13 protein-coding genes are annotated in these 13,929 nt (G+C 31.5%); 6 read left to right on the forward strand and 7 right to left on the reverse strand.

The window, feature by feature from the left end:
* Nucleotides 1-161 precede the first annotated feature (161 nt).
* The 7 genes from ACIQ06_RS15465 to ACIQ06_RS15495 all read right to left on the reverse strand — a co-directional run bounded on the left by ACIQ06_RS15465 (nucleotide 162) and on the right by ACIQ06_RS15495 (nucleotide 9,837).
* The gene (locus tag ACIQ06_RS15465; protein WP_396147827.1) at nucleotides 162-2,909 is read right to left on the reverse strand and encodes a beta strand repeat-containing protein; all 2,748 of its coding nucleotides are present in this window, start codon (nucleotides 2,907-2,909) and stop codon (nucleotides 162-164) included.
* A 31-nt stretch (nucleotides 2,910-2,940) separates the two neighbouring features.
* Nucleotides 2,941-4,251 carry an OmpA family protein gene (locus tag ACIQ06_RS15470; protein WP_396147828.1) on the reverse strand — a complete coding sequence of 437 codons (1,311 nt, stop codon included), beginning with the start codon at nucleotides 4,249-4,251 and terminating at the stop codon, nucleotides 2,941-2,943.
* 19 nt (nucleotides 4,252-4,270) lie between these two features.
* Complete coding sequence (locus ACIQ06_RS15475; protein ID WP_396147829.1) at nucleotides 4,271-6,676, reverse strand: hypothetical protein; 2,406 nt, start codon at nucleotides 6,674-6,676, stop codon at nucleotides 4,271-4,273.
* A 113-nt stretch (nucleotides 6,677-6,789) separates the two neighbouring features.
* On the reverse strand, nucleotides 6,790-7,014 hold the full coding sequence (locus tag ACIQ06_RS15480) for a hypothetical protein (RefSeq protein WP_396147830.1): 225 nt from the start codon (nucleotides 7,012-7,014) through the stop codon (nucleotides 6,790-6,792).
* A gap of 162 nt (nucleotides 7,015-7,176) precedes the next feature.
* Nucleotides 7,177-7,941, reverse strand: coding sequence for a response regulator transcription factor (locus ACIQ06_RS15485; protein WP_396147831.1), 765 nt, complete (start codon nucleotides 7,939-7,941; stop codon nucleotides 7,177-7,179).
* Between the two features lie 6 nt (nucleotides 7,942-7,947).
* Nucleotides 7,948-8,679, reverse strand: coding sequence for a sensor histidine kinase (locus ACIQ06_RS15490; RefSeq protein ID WP_396147832.1), 732 nt, complete (start codon nucleotides 8,677-8,679; stop codon nucleotides 7,948-7,950).
* Between the two features lie 909 nt (nucleotides 8,680-9,588).
* The gene (locus ACIQ06_RS15495; protein ID WP_396147833.1) at nucleotides 9,589-9,837 is read right to left on the reverse strand and encodes a helix-turn-helix domain-containing protein; all 249 of its coding nucleotides are present in this window, start codon (nucleotides 9,835-9,837) and stop codon (nucleotides 9,589-9,591) included.
* A gap of 493 nt (nucleotides 9,838-10,330) precedes the next feature.
* Between ACIQ06_RS15495 and ACIQ06_RS15500 the strand changes: the two genes are divergently transcribed.
* The 6 genes from ACIQ06_RS15500 to ACIQ06_RS15525 form a co-directional block, all read left to right on the forward strand.
* Nucleotides 10,331-11,119, forward strand: a complete 789-nt coding sequence (locus tag ACIQ06_RS15500) for a hypothetical protein (RefSeq protein WP_396147834.1) — start codon at nucleotides 10,331-10,333, stop codon at nucleotides 11,117-11,119.
* On the forward strand, nucleotides 11,116-11,604 hold the full coding sequence (locus tag ACIQ06_RS15505) for a hypothetical protein (RefSeq protein WP_396147835.1): 489 nt from the start codon (nucleotides 11,116-11,118) through the stop codon (nucleotides 11,602-11,604). Before ACIQ06_RS15500 ends, ACIQ06_RS15505 begins: the two co-directional genes overlap by 4 nt.
* A gap of 139 nt (nucleotides 11,605-11,743) precedes the next feature.
* Nucleotides 11,744-12,082, forward strand: a complete 339-nt coding sequence (locus ACIQ06_RS15510) for a plasmid mobilization protein (RefSeq protein WP_396147836.1) — start codon at nucleotides 11,744-11,746, stop codon at nucleotides 12,080-12,082.
* Complete coding sequence (locus ACIQ06_RS15515) at nucleotides 12,024-13,022, forward strand: relaxase/mobilization nuclease domain-containing protein (RefSeq protein ID WP_396147837.1); 999 nt, start codon at nucleotides 12,024-12,026, stop codon at nucleotides 13,020-13,022. Before ACIQ06_RS15510 ends, ACIQ06_RS15515 begins: the two co-directional genes overlap by 59 nt.
* A gap of 2 nt (nucleotides 13,023-13,024) precedes the next feature.
* Nucleotides 13,025-13,207, forward strand: coding sequence for a hypothetical protein (locus ACIQ06_RS15520; RefSeq protein ID WP_396147838.1), 183 nt, complete (start codon nucleotides 13,025-13,027; stop codon nucleotides 13,205-13,207).
* A 247-nt stretch (nucleotides 13,208-13,454) separates the two neighbouring features.
* The coding region (locus tag ACIQ06_RS15525) for a hypothetical protein (protein WP_396147839.1) at nucleotides 13,455-13,929 on the forward strand (475 nt) is incomplete at its 3' end.

The raw sequence follows: 13,929 nt of genomic DNA on the forward strand, positions 1-13,929 counted from the left end.
CTTTAATAACATCTATAAAACTCTATAATTACAGCTAAATATACAAAAAAAAGAGCAGAAAAACTAAGTTTTCTACTCCTTAAATTATTATACTTATTACTTAAAGGACTTTTTCAGTGCCCTCCAAACAACCTCTCTCTTTCTTTTACTATTTTTATGAATTATGGTTTTGTAAAGACATATACACAACCCGCATTAGTAGCACTGTTGTTAGTTGCAGGATTTACTCCTGAACCACTTCCATCTTCTAAGTAAGCTGCACAAACCACTGTTTTACCATCGCTATCAACAGAATTTGCACACATAAAATCATTATCTGTTGTACCAGCAGCTGCAGGCTGTTTGAACGTAAATGCACTTACCCAACTGCCTGATACTAAACTAAACATATACACCGCACCTCTATCATTACCAGTATTGTTTTGTGTTGTACCTACACAAGTATTGGTACCGTCTTCTCTAAAAGCACCTGCCAAAACATGTTCTCCGTTGTTAGAAATAGATACTTTAGTACCGAAACCATCATTTGCACCTGTATTGCTTGCTTTTAGATAGGCTTCTTGTGTCCAAGTGCTTCCTGAACGAGAGTAAACATAAGCAGCACCAGAATCGGCAGCACTCTCATTAGCTGCTGGGTTTACGCCTGTACCATTACCATCTTCACTTCTTGAACCCATCACAATTCTATTTCCACTACCATCAATTGCTACTGATATACCGAATGAGTCACCGGCAGTGACTTGCCCCGCTTTGATATAGGCTTGTTGTGCCCATGTTCCCGATGTTTTTTGAAAAACGTACATGGCTCCTGAATTGCTTGCAGAATTGTTTGCTGTAGGATTTACTCCAATACTTGAACCGTCTTCCATATAAGCTCCTACCACTAATGTTGTACCATCGTTGTTTAATGCAACATCATTTCCAAATCTATCATCAACGTCTGTAGCTGCTGCTTTTATATAAGCTTCTGATGTCCAAGTAGCACCACTTCTTGTGAAAGTAAATACAGCACCGCTTCCTAGTTTACTATTGTTTACAATAGGGTTTATACCTGTACCACTACCATCTTCACTAACAGCACCTACGGCAACGGTATTTCCGTCACCACTAACTGCCACATTAGAACCAAAAAAGTCGCTAGCGGTACTTTGATTTCCTTTTAAGTAAGCTTGTTGGCTCCAAGTACTTCCACTTCTTACAAAAACATAAGCTGCTCCAGCATCAACAGCGCTGTTATTAGATACAGGGTTTACACCAGTACCACTACCATCTTCTTTGTTGGCTCCCACAACCAATGTATTACCATCATTGCTTAAATCTACTGACGTTCCGAAAAAATCACTACTACCGGCATTACTTGCTTTAATTTTTGCCTGAAATGCCCAGTTGGCACTTTTACTAGTTCTTGTATAAATATAAACAGCACCAGAATTACCAAGATTATTGTTATTTGTAGAATTGATTTGACCACCTGTTAAATCACCATCTTCATTTAATGCTCCAACTGCAAGAGTCAAACCATCGGCTGAAATTTTTGTCGATTTCCCAAAATATGAATCAGTAATATCCGAATCGAGATATGATCCAAAATGATCAGCTGCTCCAGTATTATTAGCTTTTATATAAGAAACACCGGCACTAAGAGCAGCACAGCTTAATGTGTTAAACGCTGGAATGGTTGTAGGTAATGTTGTTGTAACAGTAAAGGTACATGTCACGAAAGCCGTTGCGGAAGAAGAAACAGTAACTGTGTAAGTATCTGTTGTGTTAGCAATAGGAGTACCTACTGCTGTTAATGTTACATTTAATGCACCCGCTGCTCCTGCAGTTGCGCTACCAGCAAAATAAATACCATTTACTGTATTGGTTCTTATATAGAAAGTTCCTGCAGTTGATACTGTAAGTGTAACCACCTTAGTGTTAGAACCTGTCATTGCTCCACCCACAGCATACGTACCACTTAAAGTACCAGTACAAGCTACTGCAGAAGCACGCCCTGTTCCACTTTGTACAGGAACAATAAAAGAACAAGCAAAACCATTAACTGAATATGCTAAGGTAGTATTACCAGGTTGCGTAGCCGTACCAGCAATAATATAATCGACTGGTGCACCACTAGCGGTAAAAGTACCATTTACTGGTGAACTAATTCTTATACCATTTACGGTAGCAGAAGTAACACCATAAACACCACCTCCTGTATAAGCAGGTCCAGCTGTATATGATTTATAAATAGTACCTGCTTCAATTGCTACATTAGCATAAATATCTCCTGTTAAAGCACCTTGAGTACCACAACCCGTTACATTTGCCAAACCACTAGATACATTGATTACTGTAGTACATAGTGAACCGTTAATATCAAGTGCTAAAAAGTTTAATCCGGTCACTAAAGGATATCCTTGACCTGCAAGTACTAAGTCTTGTTGTCCTAAAGTTGTGAATGTACCTGCAGCAGAAAAATACATTCCTGCAGCATCAGCCACCACAGCATAAGAACCTAATTCGGTAACATCAACCGTTACGGTAATAAAGTTATCTTCTGCATCTAGTGCAACACCAGTTTGATAAGTCCCAGAAACCACTAAAGTGGTACAGTCTACATTAAATTGAGCACTTCCATCTGCATTTTCACCACAAATAGATTTCCATTTTGTTTCAACTGCATTGTAGATATTGATACAACTTTCAGTAGTGTTGTAAATTAACATAGAGTTGGTTGGGTTTGAGATGGCATCTCTTTCTGTGGCTGTCATTCTAGGAAGTAGCATCCCTTTAGAGGTGCTTTCTATTTCAAAGACTGCATTAGGATCTACAGTAGTGACGTTGTCACCAATTTTTACTTGAGCATTTATGGTTGCAGTAAGCAACAATAAGCTAGTAATAAGTATTTGTTTTAAATTTTTCATAATTTAGTATTTAATAATATTTGTTTTTAAATTATTCAAGAATGATTGAAACTCTTCGGGCAAGGTCAAGACCTATTTTGGTATTAGTAGGGTAGGTGTTGTCTACACCTTCACCAACAATAGATATTCTTGTGGCACTGATGCCACTTGCTGTAATGATATTGTACAGTTTTTGAGCTCTACGTTGCGAAAGGTCTTTGTTTTTACTTTCGTTTCCTCGAACGTCTGCATAACCAATTAATTTGGCTTTTGCTTCTGGATATTTACGAAGGAATTGAATAATGTAGTAAACATTATTTGTTGAACCCACATTAGGATTGTCTTGGTTTACATCGTAAAATACGTTTACAAAACCTTTTTCAACTAATGATTTTATTGCGTCGTCTTTAGACACAACTGCTGTATTTATTCCGTCTTTGCCATCATTGGCAGTTCTTTCAAGTTCGTCAGGCACACCGTTTCTGTTACTATCAATGAATTTACCTCTTGAATCGACAGCTACACCATTAGGGGTATTGTTTTCTGAATCGAGGTAATCAGCTACTCCATCTTTATCAACATCTGAAAGCATGGCTTCAATATCGTCTAGACGTTTTCTTGCTTCTTTGTCTTCACTCTTAATTTCATTAAGCTTATCTGTTTCAAGATACCAATCAGCATGTTTTTCTTTTTTACCAAGGTAGGCGGTAAGTCCAAGTGATGTATTGTACATCATCCCTGAAAGATTGTTAGCTTCTGCAGAGTAAGAGCCGTCCCAATTGAAGTGTTGACGCACATTACTTAATACACTAAAGTCACCTGTAACGACTAACCATTTGGTTATTCTTAGTTGGGGAGTTAATCCTACAATGATTCCTCCGTTATCTTCAGTGACGTCTTTGTTAACTCCCATTTGAGGAGTTAATTGTGAAACTTGAATACCGGCATGTCCTAGAAGGTTGAAACGATTAGTAAACGTTTCGAATGCCATGATGCGACCTAAATTCGCTACACCTTGAAGTGCAATTCTGTATTGCTTTACCTCGAATGGTAATGAACCACTACCTGATTGATTTGCGACTTCATCGGAAGCAAAGTCAAGTTTTAAACCAAATTTAGGACTAAACATGTAACGTACGCCTACATCAAAATGGTTTACATCACTAAAGTTAAAATATTTGTTAGGGTTTGAGGAATAGTAACCAGTAGCATAAGGTTTGGTTGCTTTATTTTGTCCTACATTAACCTCTACAGACCAACTATTAAAGGGTTTCTTTTCTTTAGTAGTTGAATCCTCTTCTGTTTGTGCAAAAACAGTTGTGAAAGGTTGCGATAGAAGCAGTATATAAAATATTTTTTTCATGTATGTATAATTTTGGCGATTACTTAGTACTATTAATTAATTTTTGAGTAACTACTTCACCTGTTGTTAATTTTATTTTAGCTATGTAAAAGCCTTCAGCATGAACAAAAGGCGATGTGAAGTCACTATTGTTTTTAGCATCAAAAGAACGGATGTGTTTACCAGTAATATCAAAAATATCTATAGTTTCCATTTCTTTAGTAGCTTTGATTGTCAATACTTCCTTACTAATTGTTGCAATAGCATTGTAGCCATTAAATTGCGGATTGTTAAGTGTTGAAGTTTGATAAACAATATCAAATCTGTCGTTTAAAGCGGTTGTATTTGTTGTAAAACTATAATTCCCATTATTGAAATCGTGATAGATTTCTAATGCTTTATCATACAGATAAACGTTTTGTCCATTGTTGAAAACACCTTCTTTTTGTTCAATATTTACAGTGAAGATTTCGCCATTAGTATTGTTTTTTGATACCCCAAGCGGAACTATGTCTGTTGCTACAAATTCAGGTCTTGCATTGATGGCTAATTTTCTACCATCAGCTTCTAGAATACTATATAGTTGTGCGGTACTTGTAGAATTTCTACCTGCATCATACATTCTATCGTAATCGAGTGTAGCATTAGGAGTGTAAGCAACAAGTATTTGGCTGTATACATCGTTGGCACCAGTCATGGTTAGCTTGAATCTGTCAAGTGGTTGTGCTACACTTACATATTGAGTACTTGTTCTAAAGAAACTATTGTTGTTTCCTGTTAAACGCATACAGTTAGTAAAAGTAACAGGACCAGTTCCTAGAGCTTTTACTTGAAATCCTTGTCCAGAAGCAATTTTACCATCAAATGCACCAGTTACAGAGGAAGGAGCCACAAAACCTGCACGCGTGTAAGCTAAGTAATCGGCTTGCGAGTAAGTTGTTGCTAGAGGTGTTCCTGGAGCAGTAGCTTGTTGCCACACGTAAATAACCCCGTCAATGTTAGTGTTTAACCTAAGAAACATATCGCCGTCAATAGCAGAAGGATAAGGATTTGCTAAAAGATTGTGGCTACTAGAACCATTTGGAAAAGTAGGGTTTTGTGTAACGTTTACAGTATAATCACCATTATTAGCTATACCTGCATATTTTAGATTGATTTTATCAACGTTTGTAGTATTAGTAAATGGTGCAATAGGTTTTACACGCATAATAAAACCTGTACCAGGAAGTGGCATTGCTCCAAGAGTTTGCCAACCCCAAGTTGATCCTGCTTGCCAAGTGTATTTAAGATCGAATGCTCCAACTGTTCCAGTTGGAATTGTAGTAGGTCTTGCTGAAGCTAATTGTGCAAAGAAATCTGTATTAGCATTTGTTGCAGCAGGAGCTACAGGCGAACCCCAGTATACATAGTCGTAACGATGCAAGTCTCTTGTTTGTTTTACTAATTCAATATTTGGTGCGTTTCCGCTACTTCTTTGAACTACACTTGCTTGACTAGACATAATAATTTTTCCTGTACCGGTAACTCCATTTTGAATGTCTACGAATTCATTATTTGCAACTGTAATGTCTGCGTTAAGCGTCAATGAGTTACACGATAGATTGCCACTGTATGGAGCATTAATGACAACAGGGTCTACTATTGTTGGGGCAGAAGGCGTCCAATTGCCATTCCAAGTCTTTGTTATACCAGAAGATGGAACAACTGGACTACAATCACCTTTAGCAGCTAATGTAAATGCAGAAAAGCCTGAAAGTACTACATCATAATCAGATGTAATAGAACCAGCAGTTAATGTGCTTGTACCAGAAAGAATAGAGGTTACATCATAAGAAGATGGTATTTGAACCCATTTAGTTCCTTCCCAACCAGCAATAACTAAATTATTTAAGTCAGAATTTGTAAGCGAAGTTACATTACTACCAACTCTCCAAGTTAGAGAAATTTTTCCGTTAGCTGCCATACTTTTAATATCCCAATATTCTGAAGTAGAAATGGCATCTACAGAACCATCTAGAAAGGTGCCAATAGTAGTTGGATTGGCGCTATAGTATGCTGCGTCAACACCAGAATTGGCTGTGGCAATAACAGCAGCCGGAGCATAAACACCACTTTGCCCAATTGGGAAAATGAATTGTGATGTACTTAGCGTTCTAACGTACCCGTCTGTAAAGTGTGAATCAGAGGCACTTGCATGTGTTACTCCTGATTCAAAAATTAATTTTCCATAAGTTGAGGATGTTCTTGTAGTAGAAGTTGTAGCAGGTGATGCTCCAAAATTATAGCTACTGGTTTGAACATACATTTGTCCTTGATCTGCAATGTGAAGGTTTCCATTATTTTGCACTTGTGCAAGACAGGAAATGCTTGACAAGAATGCAAGGACTAAACTAACGCTTGAAGGAAAAATTAATTTGTTTTTTGAAATAAATGTAATTGTTTTCAAAATTTTAATAATTTAAGTTTATTTAAATAAATACACCTATAATTTAATACATTTTAAATTATAGTTTACCATCAAGAGCGACCTTATTACTGATCGCTAACCATATAAAGAAATTAGCAGTTCGTATTTACTTTTGCTTTTCTTAAAAGAATTATACCACCAAGAGCTATTGCTCCAGTAAAACAGAAAGGAACCCAATCATTTATTGGAGCGGTCGGAGGAGGAGGTGCAGGTCCTTCGTCATCATCAATTTGAGCTTGAACATTGATAGAAGATAAAACAACAAACATCATTGCAATTGTTCTAAATTTAATTTTACTGATTTTTGATTTCATCATTTTTACTGAAGTTTGTATTAACTTGGGCAAAATTATCTTGATGAACTTAGTTAGTGTATCCTAATAGTTACATATATAACGGATAATTGATTTTTTTTATTAACATTCAATAGATGTAGTATTTATTTGACAGTAAAATATTTAGAAATAAATTTGTTTGGTTTAGGAAAGTTTTAAATTATATTTAAGTTGTGTTGTTGCTCTTCTATAATTTTCTGGGGTATTGTTGCATAATTTTTTAAAAATGTATCCAAAGTTTCCATAATTTACAAATCCTAGGTCGTAGGCTATTTCATTTATAGGTTGGTTGGTTTCTCTTATTAATGATTTTGCTAAATCAACTTTTTTCTTTAATATATATTGGTATGGAGTTACTCCAATTTCTCTTGTGAAAGTTCTTATAAAATGATGTCTTTTCCATCGTGTTAATTTTGTAAGGTCTTCGATTTCAATTTTTTCATATATATTTTCATTGATGTATGAAATCACATTTCTAATGGTAAGAGGAACTTCATCTAATATTTCTTTTTCAGACCTTAATTGATCCATTCTTTTAAAAGAGAAGTTATTTAAAGCAAGGTACACCTGTGTTCTTATATCTGTTTTTTTGAAGGGCTTGCTTATAAAACCGTAAGGTCTGGTATTTTTTATACGTTCTATTGTAACGTCATCGGAATAAGAAGTAATGTATATGAAAGGTATTGTATCGAGATTTAGTAGTTTTTGTCCTAATTCAATACCATCTTTATATCCTTTAATTTTTATATCAATTAATACTAAATTGGGTTCAATTGTTTCTATTGCCTTTATGGCTTGATCGTATGAAACGACATTAATGTAAACATCATATTCATCCTCAAGTATCGCTTTTATATCCTCGGCAATAAACAATTCATCTTCAACAACTACTATTTTTGGTTTTTCCATGATAATTTAATTGTTATTAATTGTTTTAAAACTCAAGTTAAACTTGAATCCGTAAGTGCTATCAATAAAATATTCAGCATTGATTTGATTGGATAATAATTCAATAATTTTTAATCCTAGCCCGATTTTAGATTTGTATAGAAATCCTATTCCATTGTCTTGGTAGAATAATTTATAGGTATCTTTTTTAAGTCGTTGTATTGTAATAGAGATAACATTGTCTTTCCTATTTTGAGGGAATGCATGTAATAGTGAATTGCACAATAATTCATTTAATATAATTCCTAATGGTAATGCTGTTTCTATGTTAATAGTAATATCATTAGTATTTAACTGAAATTGAATTGATTTTTTTTCAATCTCAAATAAATCTGTAAAAAAGTCAAAAAGGTCTTCAATGTATTTTTTTAAATTTACCTCATTGTTTTTAGTTGTAATGTCAAAGTTTTCATGTAGTAAAATAATTGAGTTAATCCTCTTTTGTCCTTTCATTAAAAAACTATCAACATCATTGTTTTTGTATTCTCTTGCTTGGTAACTGAGTAAACTGTTTATTAATTGTAAATTGTTTTTAATCCTATGATTAGCTTCTTTAATAGCTTGTTTCTTATCATAAGATTCTATTTTCATGTTTTGATTTTCAACCATTAATTTTTTATTTCTAATAAAAGTTGTGATGGTAAATACTGTGGCTGTTAAGAGAATAATTGTTAAAATAAGTATTGTTAATAGTATCATAATAAATACATTAAATCAAGAAGATTTAAATTTTTGCAAAAGTGAGAATATCAATAAATAGTTATTGTTTAAAAAGTTATTATAAAAACGGATAATTGATATAATTTTTGGATTATAGGTCCTGAATATTATGAAATCTGAAAAAAAAAAAAAACATGTGTTTCAGATTTATGAATTAATTTAGAATTATCGTAAAATTAGGATTACGGAACTGATATTCAATACATTTTGAACTACTCATTTTTACGCAAAAATGATGTGGAATTACAGATGATGTTATAGAGTCAATGGTTTGGACTATAAAAGATAGTTTAGACAAAGTGAATATGAGTAGAAATAAGTAGAATAAATTTTGTAAACAGTGGGTTTGTTATTCAAAATTTGAAATAAGTTGATTTAGATTTTCGTTTGAAGCTAGATTTAGTTTTACTTAATCTAATTTTTTTGATTCAATAGCTCATAAAGATGATTTGGAATATCGAGCTATTTCCTTGGAAGAATAGTTTAATTTGATATGAGTTAAATTAATAGTTCATCTGGACTAATTAGTTTTATCAAGATCGTTTAATTTATCAAAAAAAGCTTGAAAACTAAAAAGAGTTATATTATTGAGATTTCAAAACGTTTTAGCATTTTTTTTAATTCAATTAACTGAAAAAGGCGAAATGACAACTGAAAACGTTAAGAGTGAAGTAGATATTTTGCAAGTTATAAATTTGCAAGAATTGATTGATTTTTAAAGAAAAGAAATTGAAGGGTTAAAAATCAAATTGGTGAAATGAAATAAATAAAGTTAATTATTTTATCTATTTAATTAATTCTAACATCTTTTTAGCATACTTAAAAAATTGTTGGCATCAAATTTTTTTCTTTCTCCTTTAATTCTTCCTTCAAAAAAAATACGTTAAACTATTCTTTTATTTTTTTTGTACTGATGCCCACTAAAAGCTCTTGGATATCAATTTCTAATCCACTGCAAAGTTTTAGTAGCATGTTAAAGGTCATTCTTTGTTTACCATTATAAATACGTCTAATTGATGCTTCAGAACAATTTGATTTTTTTGCAAAACGAGAATTATTACCTTCAAACTTTTCAAGGGCCAATTTGAATATTTTTTCAACTACTTTTTCTTCTATTTTATCTATTTCATTTTGCATAAAGCAAAGTAAATGAACAAGTCATTTTGAAATGGAGCTATTTTTTTCCTTTTGTTTTTATTTGTTTTAAAACCTGTATTCAAATTATGTGGTTGTCACGAAGCAAGCCATGTTTTTGATAGCAAAAACCTCCCTTTGGTCGCATGGCTTGGCAGGGTTGCACCCCACACCCCGCTTTGAATTCGTTTATTATGGAAGACCAAATTTTTATTTAATTTTGATATTGGTTTACAGAGTAATATTGATTTTTGATTTATAGTAAATTAAGTCTCTTTATTAATTTTTTAAAAAGTAATTGTTTTGTATATTATTGATTTTAAAAAAGTTAAAGTAATGAAATTTAAAAATATCTAAATTCTCTATATTGCCTCTTAAAATATTAAGATATTATATATCAGTCATTTATATTTGTTTTTTTAACGAAAAATGCTTTTTTATTCATTTCTATTTTCTATTTTTATCCAAAATAAGACAATAAAATTTTTGATAAAGTATGGAGCTAAAATCTCTGCAAATAAAAAGAATAACTCAGATTTCTTTGAAAGATATTTATTCTAGATATGTTACACTAAATGAATTTCCAAACATTAAATTCACTTCTGATGAATTTAAGTCTTTATTAGCATTAAAATTTGCCTATAGTTATCATGCTCCATTTGTAGATAATGAGGAAGAATTAATAAAAAAAACATACCATGAGAGTTCTTTATTTATAAATTTCACAATATTCTTTGGCAGACAATTAATAGCAAATTTAGAAGACGATGAATCAAAAAAATTATATAACTATTTACTTAATAGAGAATATAATTATAATATTTTTTTTAATGATTCTCAAATATACGATTTTGTTGAAGAGATTCTAATTAATCAAATGGCATTTAGAAGTTTAGAGTACGGAATGTATTTTTTGAATTATTATTCAAAAATTGTTATTGAAAAAGATTATAAAGTAGATTCTGATTTAAAGCTAAAAATTGAATCATTAAAAATGATCAAAGATCCATTGAATAAAATTGTTTCACAATTAGAAAAAAATTCGAAGAATATTTCAACACCAGAAGTGTTGCTTTTGAGTTTTGTATTAAAAAAATATTTATTAGATAAAAAAATAAATGCGGTGGAGTATGGATTAGTTAACTTAATAGCAAGACAAAAAAATTTAATTCTAGCTCAAAATATGCAACAGTACAAAAATATTATAAATGAAACTTTGACTATGAAATGGGATTTATATCAAGGTAAAGGTAAAGGCAGAGGCAGAGGAGGGCGTAAAATGTGATGTATTTATGTGAAGCTACTAGTTTACTGGAAAAATATAATCAAAATATAGATTCAATAATTATATATGACAAATCATTCAATGTTGATGAATTTTTAAAATTCTTTGAAAATATGATGGAAATATCAGATAAAATTGATGGAATTCACTTTATAGTTTCTTCTTCAAGAAGAAAAGCTATGTTGTGTATCTTAGAAGAGAAATATTATAAAATAAATTCATATTCAGAAGTTGATATCAAATTGCAAGAAATAGAAAATGAAGCCAAAAAGAGATTTACTTTCAATAATAGAGATAAAAGAAAATTTAATTCTCCCCAAACAATTCATCCAAAGCAACCTTTTAAACATTATGGAGATAATAAATACGAATTTCATTATTACATTCTTGCAGTTAAAAATATTTTATCTATGCCAGAAATTCATATCTATGATAAGAATGCGTTGGAAAATTTGAAAAATATTTATGAAAAAATCAGAGAATAATTTCTAACGTACATCTTTACTGTACGCTCCATTTAGTTTATCATTTTTTACCCATTTAAATTTGTCCTGTTGAACGAATTTAAATGGGTCTTTTGTTTTGAATTTGCTTCAACATTTTTTCAAATTTTAAAATAAAAATATGGCCCGACCTAAAAAGAAATTAGAAGAAATCAAGTTATTTCAAATCAACCTAAGAGTCACTTTGAATGAGCAAGTCCAATTGGAAGAAATAGCAAAAACGTATGGTATAAATGTAGTTGAATTTGTAAGAAGAAGAGCGTTACAAAAACAGTTGCCAAAATTTACAATGTCAGGCTTAAAAAGAGATTTGCTTATTGAACTTTCTCGAATAGGAAACAATATCAATCAAATGTCTAAAAGAGCCAATCAAGGTAATCCTAATTTAAAAGGATTGGAAAATGAATTATTGGATTTGTACAAACAACTTAACAAAATTAAAAATCAGTTATTGGATTAGTATGTTAGGGAAGCAAGTTAAAGGAAAAGACTTTTATGGTGTTTTGAAATATAATCAAAACAAAGTGGATAATCATGAAGCTATTATTTTAGATACTAATCTTTCATCGAAATCAGTAATTAAACAAACCAAGGAATTAAATATTGTTAGACAACAAAAACCAAATCTTTCAAAAGCAGTTTATCATGTGAGCTTAAACTTGCCATATAATGATACAAATAAGTTATCAAATAATGAGTTCTCAAATTTAGCGAGAGATTATTTGGAGGGAATGGGATTTGAAGATAATCAATACATTGTTTACAAACACTTTGATGTCGATCATTCTCACATTCATATAGTGGCAAATCGGGTTAAATTTTCTGGAGATGTTGTAAGCGATTCGCAAGATTACAAGCGAAGTGAAGTATTAATTAGAAAGTTAGAAAGGAGTTACAATTTGTCAGAATTAATAAGAAAGGAAGAATCAAATATTTTGTCAAAAGGTGAAATAGAAAAATGTTTAAGGACAGGCGATGTTCCAGATCGTTTAGAGTTACAAAATATAATAATTGATGTGCTAAAACGAAAGATAATGCTGAGTGAGTTTATTGAAAAACTCAAGATGAAAGGAGTTAATGTGAAAATTAATCAAAGTTTAACAACTGGATTCATTTCGGGAATATCATTTGAATACAAGAGCGTTTCTTACAAGGGAAGTAAAGTACATAAAAGTTTATCATGGAATAATATTAAGGCTAAAGTTAATTATGAACAAATCGGAGACAATTATACTATTTCAACGTCTGATTCAAGAGTTGGAAAAAACGAATCAGAAACAAATAGAGTTATCGCAGCAGATTCGAGAATTAGAAAAGAGACTAGTGCACAACCAGAATTTGATTTGGAAAAAAGTCAGCGAGAAATAAGCAACAAACCAAAATTTAGATTTAAAATATAATAATGAAAGCTGAAACAGCATACCAAGTAATTCTAGCACTACCTGAATCGGAAGTGTCTCGCTTGTACCAATTGCTTGGTGTGCATTCTGCTAATGTTGTAAACAAAACGAAATCTAAAAAGAAAGAAATAATTTCTGATGCTGAAGCAACAGAGTATATTTTGAGGAAGTTGAGGAGGTTTTAATTATAGAATATTTTTAGTAAAAAATATAATCATAATGAAATAGATTTGTAACTTTACGTCAGAAAATATTTTTAATCGCGTAAGCTATTAATTTGGTCAAAGAAAACTAGGAATCTTCTAAAAAACCCAAACTTAATAGACTTACGCCCGTGCATAATACTTGCGTGGGCGTGGTCTTCTGGTTTTTGGGTCTTCTTAGTACCTCTTTGACGGATGGCTATTGCTTCACGCATTTTTTTATGCATTTATGAAAAACACAAAAACTAGCTCCGCAGTTGAATACGAAGTATTCATTCCATTAGTTAATTTATTACTATTTAACATAACTGGAACTCCCAAATTTAAAGAAGACTTTGAGAATTTATCAGAAGAATTTGTATCTGGAAATCACTTTTACAAAGAAGCTGATCCAGAAAATGAAAAATATTTAGAAAAGAATATTTTGTATTTCGTTAATAGTTTAGAAATTGAAAATCGCAAACAAATAAAAGAAATTATAATAAATAGCGAGGTTTTTATTTATACTATGATGTTAAAAAAAATATTTGAAAATGAACCAACAAAATGCATGGAGAATTCTCTAAATGAATTGAATGAGTTTTCATATCAAGGTAAAATTACTGATTTAATATATTCATTTATAAATTATCAGATGAAAGATGTTTTTGAATATGATTTTTCTCAAACGAAAGTTATAACTAATTTACAATATGATTATTTAA

Source organism: Flavobacterium sp., assembly GCF_044341265.1.
In the GTDB taxonomy this organism is placed as follows: Bacteria; Bacteroidota; Bacteroidia; order Flavobacteriales; family Flavobacteriaceae; genus Flavobacterium.